The organism is Sphingomonas sp. (genome assembly GCF_965200105.1).
GTDB lineage: Bacteria > Pseudomonadota > Alphaproteobacteria > Sphingomonadales > Sphingomonadaceae > Solisphingomonas.
In genome coordinates this window covers 509,025-525,863 of sequence record NZ_CBDATN010000002.1, presented here as the reverse complement: position 1 = coordinate 525,863, position 16,839 = coordinate 509,025, and the positions used below count along the sequence as shown (strand labels likewise).

Sequence of the window (16,839 nt, the reverse complement as noted above, 5' to 3'; positions counted from 1 at the left end):
GCGGATCGGTCTTGCAGCCGCCACATGTTACTCGACACTTCGAAGTATGACTTGACTGCCAGGGGCCATCGTGACGGGGCTGTACTTGACACTATCCGACCGGGTAGTAGGTGGACGCAGCGTCGGTCGGCAACGCTTGCCGCCGCGGCTCGGCTCCGGCTCGGCCACGATCGCGGAGACGCCAAACATTGTCAGGTGAGCGGGGTACGAAATGCGCGATGCGGTCATAGGGTCGGAGGCTCGCACCGGGGCGCCCGGTCTGGCGGCGGCGAGCAGCATCGTTGCACTATGACGGACGTAGAGACCGTCGCGCCGCCGGGACAGTCCTATCATCCCGCGGATACCTCGCAGGATCTTGTCGAACTCGCGCTGGGCGATCTCCTCCGCGCGGCCGCAGCCGAGGCGCCGGACCGCATCTTCCTGGTCGATGGAACCGTGGATGGAGAGGAGAGGACGCGGCTGACCTACGCCGAGGTGCTCGCCCGTTCGGAGCGGCTGGCGGCGTTCTTGCGGGAGCGCTTCGGCCCGCAGGACAACATCGCGATCTGGGCGCCCAATTCGCTCGAGTGGATCATCGTCGAGTTCGGGGCAGCGCTGGCCGGCATTCCGCTTGTGATGGTCAATCCAGCGCTGCGGCGCGACGAGCTCAGCTACATCCTCAGCCAATCGCGCGCGGCGGGCCTGTTCTTCGCCGATCGATATCGCGACAACGTGATGAGCGAGATCGTCGCCGATGTTCGCGCCGAGCTTCCCGGGCTGCGCGAGACCTTTCTGCTTGAGTCGCTCTCGAACTACACGGCCCGCGACCCCGACGCGCCGGCCGCCGCCGTGTCGCCGCACCTTCCGGTCATGATCCAGTACACCTCGGGTACGACGGGCACGCCGAAAGGGGCCGTGCTGACCCACTTCAGCGTCGTCAACAATGCGCGGCTGGTGCAGGCCCGGCTCGGTTTGCCACCGCATTCGGCGTGGCTCGTATCGGTTCCGATGTTCCACTCGGGCGGCAGCGTCTTTCACCTGCTCTGCACGCTGTGGAACCGCGGCACCCTGGTCGTGATGCGGCAGTTCGATCCGGCCGTGTTCCTCGAACTGGTCGAGCAGGAGAAGGTCAATTTCTTCTCCACCGTGCCCACCGGGCATCTCCGCATCGTCGAGCATCCGGCCTTCTCGAGCGAGCGTGTGGCCTCGCTTGTGTGCGTGGGCTCGGGCGGGACGACCGTGCCGGAGGAGTTGGTGCGGCGCCTGGAGCGCGACTACGGCGCGGCGTTCGTGGTGACCTTCGGCCAGACGGAGTCGAGCGCCTCGATCACGCACGCCTTTCGCGGTGACAGCATCGACCAGAAGGCGCTGACCGTCGGCTATCCGCTGCCCCACCTCGAGATCAAGGTGATCGACGCCGAGCGGCGGGTGGTGCCGCGCGGGGCGCCAGGCGAGATCTGCGTGCGCGGCTTCTGCGTGATGCGCGAATATTTCGACATGCCGCGTCAGACCGCCGAGACGATCGATCAGGAAGGCTGGCTCCACACCGGCGACATCGGCGTGCTTCGTCCCGACGGTTACGTCCAGATCACCGGCCGACTGAAGGAGATGATCATCCGCGGCGGCGAGAATATCTTCCCGCGCGAGATCGAGGATCTGCTAAGTGCGCATGCCGACGTCGCCGAGGCTGCGGTGATCGGCTTGCCCGATCGCGAATGGGGCGAGCAGGTTGCTGCCGTGGTCCGGCTAAACGCCGGCGCCGACATCAGCGAGGAAGCCCTCCAACAATACCTTGGGGAGCGTATCGCGCGATACAAGGTGCCGCGGTATTGGAGCTTCGTCGATTCCTTCCCGCAGACCGCATCGGGCAAGATCCAGAAGTTTCTCCTGAGGGATTTGTTCGGCAAGCAGCCCTGAACGGAGGCGGAGCGTGGCATCGGGGATGAATGTGACAGGCGAGGAGCAGACCGGCCTGGCCGATCAGGCGGCGGAGTCGACCCGCGGCACGGTTGGCGAGATCCTCCAGGCGCGGAAGGTGCAGTTCGGCGACGCGACCTTCCTCGTGCACGGAGATCGGCGGCTGTCGTTCGCGGAAGTCGACAAGACCGTCGACCAGGCGGCCGCCTCGTTGCTGGGGCTGGGGATCCGCAGGGGTGATCAGGTCGGACTATGGCTCGGTAACTCGATCGAGTGGGCGGTATGGTTCTTCGCCTGCGCGCGGATCGGCGCGCCGGTCGTCCCGATCAGCACGCGGTACAAGGCCGAGGAGATGGCCTATGTAGTCGCTCATGCCGACTGCCGTGCGTTGATCGTCAATGAGCCCCGATGGGGGATCGACTTCCATGCGCTGCTGCTGGAAGTGGCACCCGAGCTGACGGACCAGCAGCCGGACGCGCTTGCGCTCGATCGGTTTCCCCAGCTCCGGCACGTGCTCCTCGCCGGCGAGGAGCGGCGGGCGGGCGCGCGCACGCTTGCGGAGATCGGCGCGGTCACGGTGTCCGACGCGGCGCTTGCCGAGGCGGCGGAGCGGGTCGATCGATCTGATCTGCTGCTGATCTCGTACACGTCCGGGACGACCGGGGCGCCCAAGGGCGTCATGCATAGTCATGCGGTGGTGACCCAGGCCACCCGTGTCGGACTTGCGCTGCGGATCGCGCCGGGAGAGGCGGTGCTGGGCCATATGCCCTTCTACCACGTCGCCGGATTGTTCATGGGACTGCTCCCGGTGATGACGCTGGGCGCGAAGCTCGTGATCCTCGATGATTGGACCGTCGACACCGCGCTGGAGCTGATCGGACGGGAGCGAGTGAGCGTCTTCGGTGGGATTCCCACGCATTTCGTCGATCTCGTCGCATCGCCGAAGCTCGCCGAGTACGACTTGTCTAGCTTGATGTCGGCGTGGATCGGTGGATCGAGCGCAACCCGCGAGCAGTTCGAGCGGATCCGCACCCGGCTGGGCATACCGAAGCTGTTCAGCACCTACGGCATGACCGAGAACACCATCTCGACGACCTTCAATCGCTGGGAAGACCCGCTGGAGGTGATTTACGAGAACAAGGCGCCTCTGCTCGCCGATTGCGAAGTGATCATCGCCGATCCCGACACGGGCGCCGAACGGGCGACAGGCGAGGACGGCGAGATCTGGTGCCGCGGTAGCACGGTAATGCTTGGTTACTACAAAAATCCGGAAGCCACTCGCGAGGCGATTGACCCCGAGGGCTGGTTGCGGACCGGCGACATTGGTCACTTCGACGCGAAGGGTTACCTCTCTATAACCGGCCGGCGCAAAGACATGTTCAAGATCGGCGGCACTAACGCCTACCCGGCCGAGATCGAGCAGCATCTTTCCAGATTGCCTGACGTGCTGATGTCGGCGGTGGTCGGCGCACCCGACGACCGGTTGGGGGAGGTCGGCTACGCCTTCGTTCAACGCGCGGCCGGATCGACGCTGTCCGAGCGGGACGTGATCGCTCATTGCCGCGGCCAAATTGCCGACTACAAGGTTCCACGCCACGTGCGGTTCGTCGAGGATTTTCCCCGTACACCTTCGGGCAAGATCAAGAAGTACGAATTAGCCGCGGCAGCGCGCCAGGCTCTTGCGGAGAGGCGGGCGGGGACGGGAGGATCGGCGAGGATGAGCCCAGCCGGCTTAACGGCGTTTCTGGAGCCGCGCCGGATTGCGGTGGTGGGTGCCTCGCCCGGGCGTTCGGGCTATCCCAATCTGGTGCTGGCGAACCTGCGCACGCACGGATTCGAGGGCGATGTTGTCGCGGTCCATCCGAAGCATGACAGGGTTGACGGGGTCGCGGCGTTCCCCTCGATCTCCGCCATTCCAGATCGCCCCGATCTCTGCGTGATCGCGGTACGCGCCGAGCTGGTGCCCGGCGTGCTGCGCGAATGCGTAGATCGCGGGGTGCCCGCGGTGACGATCGTCGCCTCCGGTTTTGCCGAGCAGGGGGACGAGAACGGACGTGCCCTTCAGCGGGAACTGGCCGACATCATCTCGGGAAGCGGAACGCGCGTCCTCGGCCCCAACTGCCTGGGCATCGCGAGCTTCGCCACGAACAGCGTCGGGATCGCTTCCGGCAACATTCCTGCGACCCTACCGCGGGGTCGCGGTGCGATCGTCTCGCAGAGCGGAGGCGTCGGGCTCGCGATGATGTTGCGCGGCGTCGCGCAGGGACTTGGTCTCGGCCAGCTCGTCAGCGTCGGCAACGAACTCGACGTATCGGTCGCGGAGTGGCTGGAATGCTTCGCGGCCCGCGAAGACGTGGACGCGATCCTCTGCTATATCGAGGGCGTACGTGACGTGCGCCGGTTCCGCACGGCGATGGCCGCCTGTCAGCGTGCCGGCAAGGCGGTCATCATTCTGAGGGGCGGCGCCACCAAGCAGGGCAAGGCGGCCGCCGCATCGCACACCGGCGCCCTGTCGGGAGACGGCGCGGTATGGCGGGGGTTCCTTTCCCAAATCGGTGCGATCGAGGCCCGTTCGATCGACCACGCGATCGCGACGATGCGACTTTTCCTCGCCTTCGGTGTGGCGCAGGGCAGGTCGGTCGGGGGCTTCGGCGGTGGTGGTGGGCTGACGGTCCTGTTCACCGACCTCCTCGCTTCGATCGGTATCGACACGCCTGCGCTGGGCGAGGATACGCGTCGCCGCATCCGCGCGGCCCTGCCGGACGTGACCCCGCACAACCCGATGGAGATGGGCGGCCTGTTCCTTTCGGGTGACGGCTCTGCCCTCCAGGCGGCGCTGGAGGCGCTGTCGGCCGACCCCGGTATCGATGCGCTGGCGCTTTGCGTGCCGCCCTATCTTGAAGCGCGCGATCGGCAGATCAACGGCGCCATCGTGCGGGCGACCGAGGGATTGTCGAAGCCGGTGATCGTCATCAGCTACGCGCCTTCCGATACTCCGAGCGTGCTCAAGGAAGCCGGCCGCTTCATCCTGGAGCCGCCGGAGGCTGGCGTGCAGGGGCTTAAGTCCTGGCTGGATCACCGCCCCGGCGGGGAGGTTGCCGGAGACGCCGACGCGGCTGTGTCCGGCACGGCGGGCGGTGCGCTCCGCCTGCTCGCGGAAGCGGGGCAGACGGTCGTGCTCGAAGATGCGGCGAAGGACCTACTTCGTGGGTACGGCGTGCGCTGTCCGATGGAGGCGACCGCGCGTTCGGCCGAAGAGGCGCTCGCCGCTGGCGAGCGGTTCGGCTACCCGGTCGCGCTCAAGATCCTGTCGCCTGCCATGATGCATCGCGGGATCGGCAAGGGCGTCCTGCTCAACCTGTCCGGCCGCGAGCAGCTCGCCGAAGCGTTCGAGGCATTACGCAAGACTGCCGAAGGGCTGAGCGAAGCGCGCATCCTCGTCCAAGCGATGGCCGCGCCGGGCATGGAGTTCCTGGTTGGCGCGGTGCGCGACCCGGAATTGGGCCTTGCCCTCGCGGTCGGCCGGGGCGGCGTGAACGCCGAGGCGCTGCGGGAGGTTCTGTTCTTCGTTCCTCCCGTAACCGGGGGGGCCCTGCGCGCCCTGCTCGCTGAGTGGCCGCCGCTCGTCGAGGCGCAACGGCGTGACGGACCGATCGACCTCGACGCGCTGGTCAGGACGGTCGCTGGGATCGCTGCGCTGCTACACGACGGCCGCGATGTCATCGAGGAGATGGACGTCAATCCCGTCATCGTCGGCAAGCCCGGCGAGGGATCGGTCGCGGTCGACGCGCTGATTCTCCTGCGCAATGGAGATGCGGCATGAGCGCGCGCGAGGCCGATGTCGCCATCATCGGAGTAGGAGAATCCGACCTGGGCGTGGTGCCGGGTCGGAGCTCGCATGCGCTCTACGCCCAGGCGATCAATGCGGCGATCGCCGACGCCGGCCTTGACAAGCGCGCGATCGACGGTCTCATCACGCTCGATTCCTATACCAGCAAGCGTACCCGGCACGCGATCAATGTCGCCCAATATGTCGGACTCGCCAGCGATCGGGTGGGCTGGATCTCCACCAGCATGCACGGCTCGATCGCCAGCTCCGGGGTCATTCTGCTCGAGGCGGCGATGGCCATTCGCGCGGGGGTGTGCGACTACGTCGTCGTGTCCGGTGCCGACAATCTTTACTCGTGGGGACGTTCGGCCGGGATCACCAAGCTCGCCGAGAATCGCGATCCGGAGTTCGAGACGCCGTTCGGTCCGCTGATCGTCGCCTGCTACGCGCTCGTGGCGCAGCGCTACATGCGCGATTACGGCGCGACCGAGGAGAGCTTCGCCGAGGTCGCAGTCGCAGCCCGATCATGGGCCAATCTGCATCCCTCTGCGCACATGCACGGCACGCCGCTGGACATCGCTGGCGTGCTCGCCTCGCCGATGGTGGCGACACCCTTCCGGCGCCTGATGAGCCCGCTCATCTCCGACGGAGGATGTGCGCTGGTGCTGACCAGCGCCGAGCGTGCGCGCGAGCATGGCGACCGCGCGGTCACGCTGCTCGCGTCGGAGCGGCTCTACGGCAACGGCACGGGGATCGTGCCTGACGACATGGGTCAGCTTCCCTCCCCCTACACGTTGCGGGAAGGCGCGACCATCGTCGCACGCCGGGCACTGGAACGGGCCGGCATCGGGCTTGGCGACATCGACATCTTCTTCCAGTATGATTCCTTTCCGATCGTCACGATGCTGTTCCTCGAGGCGATCGGGCTGTGCGGTGAGGGTGAGGCGCATGAGCTCGTCCGTGGCGGACGGCTAGCGCCGGGCGGGGACATTCCGTGGACGACGCACGGCGGCCTCCACTCCTACTGCCACCCGGGTGTGAACGGCGGCATGTTCCACCTCATCGAAATGGTTCGCCAGCTGCGTGGCGAGGCTGGAGCGCGTCAGGTTAAGGAGGCGGAGATCGCCGTCATGCAGGGCTATGGCGCGAACATGGGCGCGTTCAACGCGACCGTTATGAAGCGAGGGTTGGCATGACCGAGTATCGGCGCCCGCTGCCGGTCCCCTCACCCGAGAGCATGCCCTTCTGGGAGGGCTGCCGGGTGGGCGAGTTCCTGCTCCAGCGCTGCACCGCCTGCTCCGCGATCAACTGGTTTCCTCGCGCCTTCTGCCTCGTCTGCGGCGGCGATCGGTTCGAATGGCCGCGTGCCAGCGGCACGGCGACGCTGGAGACCTACTCCATCGTCTATCGCGCGATGAACGAGGCTTGGAAGTCCGAGGTGCCGTACACGCTCGCGTGGGTCCGGCTTGCCGAAGGCCCTCGCATGGTGACCCGGCTGGTCCACGACCGTGCGGTGGAGCCCGTGATCGGTGCTACGGTGACGCTCGTTTTTGAGCAACTGGACGATCGATTCAGCCTTCCCTTTTTCAGATACTCGGTAGTATGAAGATGCGTGGGGGTCAGATGTCTCTCGCGAATGGAGATTGATCATGGAATTTGGGATTTTCTCGGTGCTCTCGGTCCCTCGGCCCTGGGAACTCGATTCCGAACGCGACGTGATCAACAACGCGCTTGAGCACGTGTCGTTCGCCGAGTCACTTGGGTTCACCAACGCCTGGTGCCTGGAACATCATTTCCTGGAGGAGTATTCGCATAGCTCCTGCCCCGAGATGTTCCTGGCCGCCTGTGCAATGCGGACCGAGCGGATGCGGCTCGGCTTCGGCATCGCCACCTGCGTGCCGGAGATGTCGCACCCGGCGCGCCTGGCCGAGCGCGCGGCGTTCCTCGACTGTCTGTCGAACGGGCGAGTAGAGTTCGGCACCGGACGCTCGTCGACCTGGAACGAGTTGGGTGGGTTCCGCTCCGACATCGACAATACCAAGAAGTTCTGGGACGAATATATCCGCGCGATCCCGCAGATGTGGATGCAGGAGCGGTACCGCCATCAAGGCTACAGCTTCTCGATGCCAGAGCGCGCGGTGCTGCCCAAGCCGATACAGAAGCCGCATCCGCCGATGTGGGTCGCGGTCACCGCGCCCGGTACCGAGGTGGATGCGGGCGAACGCGGGCTCGGCTTTCTCGGCCTGAGCTACGGCGGCTACGATGCGACTGCACCCCGCTTCAAAAAGTATCGCGAGACGATCGCTAACTGCTCCGATCCGGTGAGCGGGGTCATCAACAACCAGATCGCGGTCGTGAACTGGCTCTATTGTCATGAGGATCACGAGACGGCGGTCGATCGCGGTAACGGGCTGGTCAACCGCTTTGGTTCGACGGCCGCGCAGACGCTCGACACCCGGCAGGCATTTCCGACCGCGAGCTACCTCGAGGCCGGATTGCTGAACAAGCTCCGCGCCGATCCGCTCGCGGCGTGGAACGAAAAGGCGGTCCCGGATGGGCTGTGCATCGGCGATCCGGAGCATATCGTAGAGTCGTTGAAGCGTTGGGAGGCACTTGGGGTCGATCGGGTGCTATTCCTGGTTCAGTTTTCCGAGATGTTGCCGCAGGAAGAGGTGCTGAAGAGCCTGCGCTTGTTCGGCGATCGCGTGATGCCCGAGTTCAGCAAAAGCGCGGCGCCGGTCCGCGAGATGCAGGGAGCTGCCTGACATGATAAGGCCAATTCAGCACCAGGTTGGCACCTCGGATCTCGCGAAGGCCGAGGTCGCCGGTTTCGATCGCGACCGCATGGCCGAACTCCCGCTTCCCGGCGCGGAGGTTCACTACATCCTGTTTGAGGCGCCGATGGCGCAGGTTCTGCGCGTGCTGCCGCCGTCGCTGCATCCGTGCATCCCGGGGATCGTCGCCATTACGTTCGTGAAATGCCCGAACGGTCCGTTGGGGCCGTTGGAGCTGGCGCTGATCGGTGTCGGCTGCCGCAGCGGCATCCGCCCGCGCTTCCTGATCACCAGTGCTTTCGTGAGCGATCCCGCCATGGCGGGCACCCTGCAGAAATCGTTTGGGTATCCCGCGCACGTCGCGGAGGTGCGCACGCGGGTTAACTACGATCGGATCCGGAGTTCAATCGTTGAGAACGGTCGCACGCTGTTCGACGCCTCGACCACCGGTCTCGTAACCCTGACCGGGAGTGGCGGTACGGTACTTTACTCGCCCACGCTCAGCCTGGGGAAGGTCGGAGATGACCAACGCCTCGTTCAGTCCGATTGGAGCGCGGATTTTACGAGCGTGGGCCGCGGCGAGCCGGAGATCGAAGCTTTCGACGCCGAAGCTCTCACGCACGGCATCCTTGAGCCAACCGATGCGATCTGCGCGACCCTCGCCCGTGCCGACCTAGTAATGCACAAGCCTGCCTTCGTACTCGATCCCGCGCGTCTGCCGGGCGAGGGCGGTGTTACCAGGCTGCGCGCGGCCTGAGGGGATGGCCGGGCCCGAGGACGGGAGCGCGTTCAGCGCGCGGCTGAGATCATGGCCGATTCCGTTGCTGGAGCAAGCCTATGGCCGTCGCGACGCGGTGCTCTACGCGCTGAACGTGGGAGTAGGCGAGCTGGAGGATGCAGCGGCGCTGGATTTCGTTCGCGAAGACGGGGAGGCAGTTCTGCCAACCTTCCCAACGGTGCTGGTGCCGAACAGCCCGTGGCTGTTCGATCCGGAAAACGGGATCGACTGCCGGGCGCTGATGATGCGCGAGTTGACAATCGAGTTGCATCGGCCGATCCCGCGCGAGGGCGCCATTACGTTCCAGGAGCGGATCGGGCCGATCTTGGATCGCGGCGAAGGCAAAGGCGCGGTGCTCCACCTCGTTGGCGAGCTTCGCGATCGGGCGAGCGGCGCTCATGTCGCGACGATCGAGCGCGTCACTATGGCAATGCGCAATGGCGGGTTTGGTGGTATCCCCGCGCCGCGTGTTCCCGCGCCGTCCTTCCCCGATCGCGCGCCGGATCGCGTCGATCGCCATGGCACGCGCAAGGACTCTACCCTGTTCTTCTGTTTGCACGGCGACAACCATCCGGTCCACTCCGATCCGGCCTTCGCAACCGCAATGGGCTATCCGGGACTGGTCCTGCACGGCATGTGCACGCTTGGCATCATTGCTCAGAAGTTGTTGGTGGGATACGCGGATTACCAAGCGGCGCGCTTCCGCTCGATCTCAATTACTTTCAAGGCGCCCGTCTTCCCGGGTGAGACGCTGGCCATCCAGTCCTGGAAGGAGGACGGTCAGCTGCTGTTCCAAGCCACCGCCGAGGGACGGTCGATCGTCGTCGCGCAAGGTATTGCGGAGATTACCACCGCAGAAATAGCCGCAGGAGCGGGGACTCAGTCACTGCGGTAGGTGAGAACCTCTTCGAGCCCCGCGCGAGCGGTGCGAAAGGAGTTGGCAGGGTCTTTCTCGTCTGGGTAGCCGAAGCTCACCGCGCACAATATCTGGCGATGCGCGGGCAGGTCGAAGTAGCGACGCACGAAACCACAATGCATAGCGATGGCCGCTTGCGCGATCGTGGCGACGCCCAAGCTATGCGCGGCGAGGATGAAGTTAGCGATGAATCCGCCGCAGTCTATCGCGCCGTAAGCGCCTAGGTCTGCCTCGGTCGTGACGATCATAGTGTGCGGGGCGCCGAACAGCCGAAAATTTTCGAGCACGCGAAGCGCCGATGCCGCTCGATCGCCAACGACCCCGACCGCATCATAATAGACTAGGCCGCACGCGCGCTGGCGTTCCTTGTAGACGCCCTCATAAGCGGTCGGGAACGGAATGTCGGGCTCGTTGTCCTCCGGCGCCCGCTGATGCTCGACCGCATGAGCGTAGAGCGCGTCGCGAAACCGGTCCGTACCGGCACCCTCGGTGACGACGACCTGCCAAGGCTGGAGATTGCACCAGGAAGCGCTCCGTTGCGCCACCTGTACGATCTGCTCGATGAGCGATCGCGACACCGGCCGCGTCAGGAAAGCTCGGCAGCTATGCCGTTCATTGAGAAGGTGGGACAGGGTTGAGAAGGCGTCCCCCTGATCCATCGCCGCATTAGCACGTAGCATGGCACCGACCAAAAACTCTCTGCGAAGGGTGCGGATAGATACCGTTATAACCATCATGGCAAGTCGCCCAACGATTGCAAGTCGGGCCAAGCGCGCGGAACCATTCAGCGCGCGAGATCGACGCGCGCGGGCCTCCTGCCGCCCGGCTTGCACGATCATTGCATTCGCCAGGACGCCGACATGCCCCTGCCGAGCCGTTTCGCCATCATGGCGCCAAAGCCGCTAATATCACAATATCAGGGCCGACCGTCGCATCTGACAACAAGATCGTCAGGATGCCGCCCGCCGTCACGCTTTCATGCCGTTTGCACTGTCTTCGAGACAGCGCGTTCGGCTCGATCCAGAAGCTACGCACAGGAACGAGGCACCGGAAAAAGGAAGCAAGGGGGGCTGTTGAATGTCCGCGACGGGATCGGTCCCGCCGCGAAGCCGTCGAACTTCGGCTCCTTGAGCGTAACGGCCTGCCCGCGCGGCTGCGAGGACGGTCTGCCACAGGCCGTTTGCCCTGACGCGGAAAGTCGCGACCTGCCAGCGCCGGCGTCGCATTCCTCTCGCGGCCAAGCAACGCCATGACGAGGGTGGAGGGCTCCTCGTCGCTTGAGCACGCCGCCGACCAGAGGCGCCGCTCCGGCTGCGATCCGCGACAAAAGGTCGGTTCGCACCCGACCAGAAAAGAGCGACGAGAGCCAGGACACGGGCGTCTGACCGCCCCATCGAACACGGAGGCCGCCCGGCGACACTCTACCGGACGGGAGCGCTCGAGAGGCTGGCGGACTGCAAGTCAGCACCGACGCCGCTCTATCGCCTGCGCTCACCCCTCCGGCAGGAAATCCGGCACCGACAGGTACCGCTCGCCGGTGTCGTAGTTGAACCCCAGCACGCGCGCTTGCCCGCCCAATTCCGGCAGCTTCTGCGCGATCGCGGCGAGCGTCGCGCCCGACGAGATGCCGACCAGCACGCCCTCTTCGCGCGCCGAGCGCCGCGCCCATTCCTTGGCGTCGTCGGGGGCGACCTGGATCGTGCCGTCGAGGAGCTGGGTGTGGAGGTTGGGCGGCACGAAGCCCGCGCCGATGCCCTGGATTGGGTGCGGCCCCGGCTGACCGCCCGAGATCACCGGCGACAAGGTGGGCTCCACCGCGAACACCTTGAGCGACGGCCACTCGCGCTTGAGCACCTCCGCCACGCCGGTGATGTGGCCGCCCGTGCCGACGCCGGTGATGATCGCGTCGAGCGGCGCGTCGGCGAAGTCGGGCAGGATCTCGCGCGCGGTCTCGCGGACGTGGATCGCGATGTTCGCCGGGTTCTCGAACTGCTGCGGGATCCAGGCGCCGTCGATATCTGCGGCGAGCTCCATCGCGCGCTCGATCGCGCCCTTCATGCCCTTCTCCTTGGGCGTGAGATCGAAGGTGGCGCCGTAGGCGAGCATCACGCGGCGGCGCTCCAGCGACATGCTCTCGGGCATGACGAGGACGATGCGGTAGCCCTTCACCGCCGCCACCATGGCGAGGCCGATGCCGGTATTTCCGCTGGTCGGCTCGATGATCGTGCCGCCGGGCTTGAGCGCGCCCGACGCCTCCGCATCCTCGATCATGGCGAGCGCTATGCGGTCCTTGATCGATCCGCCGGGGTTCGATCGTTCGGACTTGATCCACACCTCGGCGTCCGGGAACAGCCGGGCGTAGCGGACGTGGGGCGTGTTGCCGATCGTGCCCAGGATGCTCTGCGCCTTCATGGCCGTGTCTCCTTCAACGGAATGTCCTCGAACGTCTCGGGCGGATCGAAGCTGCGCGCGCGCGGCAGTTCGGGGAACAGCCGCGACCAGAGGAGCGCCACCATCACCGCGCCGACGCCGCCCGCCACCACCGCCGTCACCGGGCCGAGCAGCGAGGCGAGGAAGCCCGACTCCGCCTCGCCGAGCTCGTTCGAGCCCGAGATGAACAGCGACGACACCGCGCCGACACGGCCGCGCATGTCGTCGGGCGTCCAGAGCTGGATGAGCGACTGGCGCACGTAGACCGACACCATGTCCGCGGCGCCCAGCACCGCGAGGCAGAGCAGCGACAGCGGCATCGAGCGCGACAGGCCGAAGCCGACGGTGGCGACGCCGAACACCGCGACCGAGACCAGCAGCTTGACGCCGACGTCGCTTCGCAGCGGCCGCAACGCGAAGACCAGCGCGACCAGCGCCGAGCCCGCCGCCGGCGCCGCGCGCAGCTCGCCCAGGCCCGATGCGCCGGTGTGCAGCACGTCGCGCGCGAACACGGGCAGCATGGCGGTGGCGCCGCCGAGCAGCACCGCGAACAGATCGAGCGAGATCGCGCCGAGCACGATGCGGTTGCGGCGCACATAGGCGAGCCCGTCGATCATCTGCGCCCAGGGGTTGCGCGCGCCGCCGATCGCGCTGCGCCGGAACGGCCGGATCGCGAGCAGGCAGGCGAGCGACACCGCGAACAGCCCCGTGCTGACCGCGTAGGGCACCGGCGCGCCGAGCGCGTAGAGATAGCCGCCGAGCGCCGGCCCCGCCACCGCGCCCGACTGCCACGAGATCGAAGACAGCGCGATTGCGGTGGGCAGCACGGCGGGCGGCACGAGGTTGGGCGCGATGCCGCCCAGCGCCGGCCCGGCGAAGGCGCGCGCGACGCCCAGCGCCACCGCCACGGCGAACAGGTGGGGCAGCGTGGTCGTGCCGTGCCAGGCGAGCCAGGCCAGCACCACCGCGCAGGCGAGTTCGAGCGCGGTCGACAGCCGCACGATCAGCCGCCGGTCCAGCCGGTCCGCCGCCCAGCCGGCGACGAGCGTGAGCAGCAGCAGCGGCAGGAACTGCGCGACGCCGACGAGGCCGAGCTGAAGCGAGGCGCGATGCACGTCCATCGTCCGCCTGGCGATGTCGTACACCTGCCAGCCGATCACGATCACCATGGAGAGCTGCGCGACCGTCGCCGTCAGCCGCGCCACCCAGTAGAAGCGGAAGTCGCGGATGGTGAAGGGATGGGGGCCGGCGGCCATCGGCGATCCTTAGGAAGGGTAGGGAGCGGGCGCAATCCTGACCCGCCGACTAGGGCAAGGCTCAGGGGATCGGAGGCGGGCGCGCCGCGTTGCGGGAGAATGGATCATGTCGAGAGCGTGCGTGCCGAGCCCAGCCCCGAGTGGGTCCACGTCCTGGTGCCCGTCGACGGCGTGGCGTGGCAGGCGCAGGTGACGCTGGACGCGATACGAGCCGATCTCGGGCGCGGCGAGGGCGCCCAAGTCAGCGCCGCCGATGCGCTCGATTGGATGACGACGGGCACGGATCGCCTCGCCGCCGCGATCGCGCGCAAGCTCGCGGGCGAGGCGATCGAACCGCCGCACATCCGTCTCGGCAAGGACGATCTCCTCCCCGGCTGATGGCGATTACCCCCCGCTGGTCAGTCCGGCTTGCGGCCGGTCTTCACCTCGCGCTCCACCTCGCGATTGTCGCCGGTGGTGCTGTTGTCCTGCTTGTAGGCGCCGCCGCCCGATTCCCCGCCGCCCGTGCTCTCGTGGCCCGACGGGGTCGCCGCGCCCTTGCCGCCGCCGTCGGCCTGGTTGGGATGCTTGTCCGCCATGTCTCGATCTCCTTGCCGCGCCAACGACGCGGCACCGGCGGCGTTCCGCCGTCAGGCGGGCGTGACGAAGCTGTCGAGCACGTGCTTGCTGCCCGCCTGCTCGAACGCGATGCCGAGCTTGTTGCCCTCGATGCTCTCCACGGTGCCGTAGCCGAACTTGGAGTGGAACACGCGCTGCCCGACGCCAACGTCGCCGCGCGGTTTCGCGGCGAAGCTGGCGGCGGACGCCTTCACCTCCACGATGCGCTGGCCGTTGCCGCTGCGCGCGGCGGGCTCGCCAAGCGCGGCGGCGCGCTGCCAGCCCGGCCCGCGCGCACCGCCTCGCGCCACGTCGGCGAAGGGATCGGCATTCTCGCTCCACTGCGCCCGCCACAGGCTCGCCCCGCCCGACATCGTCGTCTCGCTGTCGACATGGTCGTCGGGAAGTTCGGTGACGAAGCGCGAGGGGATGGACGAGGTCCACTGGCCGTAGATGCGGCGATTGGCGGCGTGGATGATGACGCACCGCCGCCGCGCCCGCGTGATCGCGACGTAGGCGAGGCGGCGTTCCTCCTCCAGAGACTTGGTGCCGCCCTCGTCGAGCGAACGCTGCGAGGGGAACAGCCCTTCCTCCCACCCGACGAGGAACACGGTGTCATATTCCAGCCCCTTGGCGGCGTGGATCGTCATGATCGTCACCTTGGGGCCGGTGTCCGCGCCCTCATTGTCCATGACGAGGCTGACATGCTCCAGGAAGGAGCCCAGCGTCTCATACTCCTCCATCGCGCGGGCAAGTTCGGTCAGGTTCTCCAGCCGCCCGGCGCTCTCGGTGGAGCGATCGGCCTGGAGCATGGCGGTGTAGCCGCTCTCGTCGAGGATCTGGCGGCACAGCTCGGGATGCGTCAGCGAGCCCGAGAGGTCACGCCAGCGCGCAAGATCGCCGACCAGCCTTCCCAGAGACTTGCGCGCCGCTCCTGTGATCTCGTCGGTATCGCACAGCCGCGCCGCCGCGATCGTCAGCGGCGTGCCGGTGGCGCGGGCGAGCGCGTGGATGCGCGCCACCGCCTTGTCGCCGAGCCCGCGCTTGGGCGTGTTGACGATGCGCTCGAAGGCGAGATCGTCGGCGGGCTGGTGGACGATGCGGAGGTAGGCGAGCGCATCCCTGATCTCGGCGCGCTCGTAGAAGCGGAAGCCGCCGACGATGCGATAGGGCAGGCCGATCGCGATGAAGCGATCCTCGAACTCGCGCGTCTGGTGCTGCGCGCGCACCAGGATGGCGCACTGATCGTAACGGCCGCCGGCACGCCTGTGGCTCTCCAGCTCCTCGCCGACGCGGCGCGCTTCCTCCGGCCCATCCCACACGCCGATGACGGTGATACGCTCGCCCTGGTCGAGCGCGGTCCACAGCGTCTTGCCCAGCCGCTGCCCGTTGTTGGCGATCACGGCGCTGGCGGCGGCGAGGATGTGCGGGGTGGAGCGATAATTCTGCTCCAGCCGGATCACCTTGGCGCCCGGAAAGTCATGCTCGAAGCGCAGGATGTTGGTCACCTCCGCGCCGCGCCACGAGTAGATCGACTGATCGTCGTCGCCGACGCAGGCGATGTTCTTGCGCTCCTGTGCGAGCAGGCGGAGCCACAGATATTGCGACGAATTGGTGTCCTGATACTCGTCGACGAGGATGTAGCGGAAGCGTTGCTGATAGGTCTCAAGCACATCGCAATGGGTCTTGAGGATCGTCAGCATGTGCAGCAGCAGGTCGCCGAAATCGCAGGCGTTCACCGCGCGCAGCCGCGCCTGATAGGCGGCGTAGAGTTCGGCGCCCTTGCCGTTGGCATAGGCCTCGCTCTCGCCCGCGTCGATCTCGGCGGGTGTCCAGCCGCGGTTCTTCCAGCGGTCGATCAACCCGGCGAGCTGGCGCGCGGGCCAGCGCTTCTCGTCCACCTGCGCGGCCTGGATGAGCTGTTTCAGCAGGCGCAACTGATCGTCGGTATCGAGGATCGTGAAGTTGGATTGCAAGCCGACCAGCTCGGCATGACGCCGCAGCATCTTGGCCGACACCGAGTGGAAGGTGCCGAGCCACGGCATCCCCTTGGCCATGTCGCCGATGATCGCGCTCACCCGCTCGCGCATCTCGCGCGCCGCCTTGTTGGTGAAGGTGACGGCGAGGATCTCGGACGGCCACGCCCGCCGCGTGGCGATCAGGTGGGCGAGCCGCGCCGTCAATGCCGCCGTCTTGCCCGTGCCCGCGCCGGCGAGCACCAGCACCGGGCCTTCCGTCGTCAGCACGGCCTCGCGCTGCGGCGGGTTGAGGCCCGCGATATAGTCGGGCTCCACGGCGGGGGCTGGGGCTTGGCTCACACCGAAACAGTTAGGGAACGGCGGGCGGCGAGGCAACCGCGCGGG

The 16,839-nt window shown here is 67.0% G+C and carries 13 protein-coding genes; 8 read left to right on the top strand and 5 right to left on the bottom strand.

All coding sequences use genetic code 11. The features are described from left to right. The first annotated feature begins 24 nt into the window (after positions 1-24). The 7 genes from ACOFKX_RS03810 to ACOFKX_RS03780 are packed head-to-tail and all read left to right on the top strand — an operon-like array spanning position 25 to position 10,172. A complete protein-coding gene (locus tag ACOFKX_RS03810) occupies positions 25-1,896 on the top strand; it encodes a class I adenylate-forming enzyme family protein (RefSeq protein ID WP_419827336.1) in 1,872 nt (623 codons plus the stop codon). 13 nt (positions 1,897-1,909) lie between these two features. After that, entirely contained in the window at positions 1,910-5,719 is a 3,810-nt protein-coding gene (locus ACOFKX_RS03805) for an AMP-binding protein (protein ID WP_419825753.1), read from the top strand. Beyond that, positions 5,716-6,921, top strand: a complete 1,206-nt coding sequence (locus ACOFKX_RS03800; RefSeq protein ID WP_419825752.1) for a thiolase family protein — start codon at positions 5,716-5,718, stop codon at positions 6,919-6,921. Before ACOFKX_RS03805 ends, ACOFKX_RS03800 begins: the two co-directional genes overlap by 4 nt. Further along, on the top strand, positions 6,918-7,331 hold the full coding sequence (locus ACOFKX_RS03795; RefSeq protein WP_419825751.1) for a Zn-ribbon domain-containing OB-fold protein: 414 nt from the start codon (positions 6,918-6,920) through the stop codon (positions 7,329-7,331). Before ACOFKX_RS03800 ends, ACOFKX_RS03795 begins: the two co-directional genes overlap by 4 nt. Positions 7,332-7,374: 43 nt before the next feature. Continuing rightward, entirely contained in the window at positions 7,375-8,490 is a 1,116-nt protein-coding gene (locus tag ACOFKX_RS03790; protein WP_419825750.1) for an LLM class flavin-dependent oxidoreductase, read from the top strand. A gap of 1 nt (position 8,491) precedes the next feature. After that, positions 8,492-9,256: an acetoacetate decarboxylase family protein gene (locus tag ACOFKX_RS03785; RefSeq protein ID WP_419825749.1), complete on the top strand. Its 765-nt coding sequence runs from the start codon at positions 8,492-8,494 to the stop codon at positions 9,254-9,256. Positions 9,257-9,260: 4 nt separating this feature from the next. Then, positions 9,261-10,172, top strand: a complete 912-nt coding sequence (locus tag ACOFKX_RS03780) for a MaoC/PaaZ C-terminal domain-containing protein (RefSeq protein ID WP_419825748.1) — start codon at positions 9,261-9,263, stop codon at positions 10,170-10,172. On the opposite strand, the gene ACOFKX_RS03775 is transcribed toward ACOFKX_RS03780, so the two are convergent. From ACOFKX_RS03775 to ACOFKX_RS03765, 3 genes are all read right to left on the bottom strand, one after another. After that, a complete protein-coding gene (locus tag ACOFKX_RS03775) occupies positions 10,157-10,852 on the bottom strand; it encodes a nitroreductase (RefSeq protein ID WP_419825747.1) in 696 nt (231 codons plus the stop codon). The two genes, ACOFKX_RS03780 and ACOFKX_RS03775, sit on opposite strands and share 16 nt — an antisense overlap. A gap of 832 nt (positions 10,853-11,684) precedes the next feature. Next, the gene (gene cysK, locus ACOFKX_RS03770; protein ID WP_419825746.1) at positions 11,685-12,605 is read right to left on the bottom strand and encodes a cysteine synthase A; all 921 of its coding nucleotides are present in this window, start codon (positions 12,603-12,605) and stop codon (positions 11,685-11,687) included. After that, positions 12,602-13,879 (bottom strand): MFS transporter, encoded by a 1,278-nt coding sequence (locus tag ACOFKX_RS03765; protein ID WP_419825745.1) that lies wholly within the window; start codon positions 13,877-13,879, stop codon positions 12,602-12,604. The genes cysK and ACOFKX_RS03765 overlap by 4 nt, the downstream gene beginning before the upstream one ends. 117 nt (positions 13,880-13,996) lie before the next feature. Between ACOFKX_RS03765 and ACOFKX_RS03760 the strand changes: the two genes are divergently transcribed. Next, complete coding sequence (locus ACOFKX_RS03760; protein WP_419825744.1) at positions 13,997-14,257, top strand: hypothetical protein; 261 nt, start codon at positions 13,997-13,999, stop codon at positions 14,255-14,257. Positions 14,258-14,277: 20 nt separating this feature from the next. On the opposite strand, the gene ACOFKX_RS03755 is transcribed toward ACOFKX_RS03760, so the two are convergent. Both ACOFKX_RS03755 and ACOFKX_RS03750 read right to left on the bottom strand, forming a co-directional pair. Then, complete coding sequence (locus ACOFKX_RS03755; RefSeq protein ID WP_419825743.1) at positions 14,278-14,457, bottom strand: hypothetical protein; 180 nt, start codon at positions 14,455-14,457, stop codon at positions 14,278-14,280. Positions 14,458-14,508: 51 nt separating this feature from the next. Continuing rightward, a complete protein-coding gene (locus ACOFKX_RS03750; RefSeq protein WP_419825742.1) occupies positions 14,509-16,794 on the bottom strand; it encodes an ATP-dependent helicase in 2,286 nt (761 codons plus the stop codon). Positions 16,795-16,839: the final 45 nt, after the last annotated feature.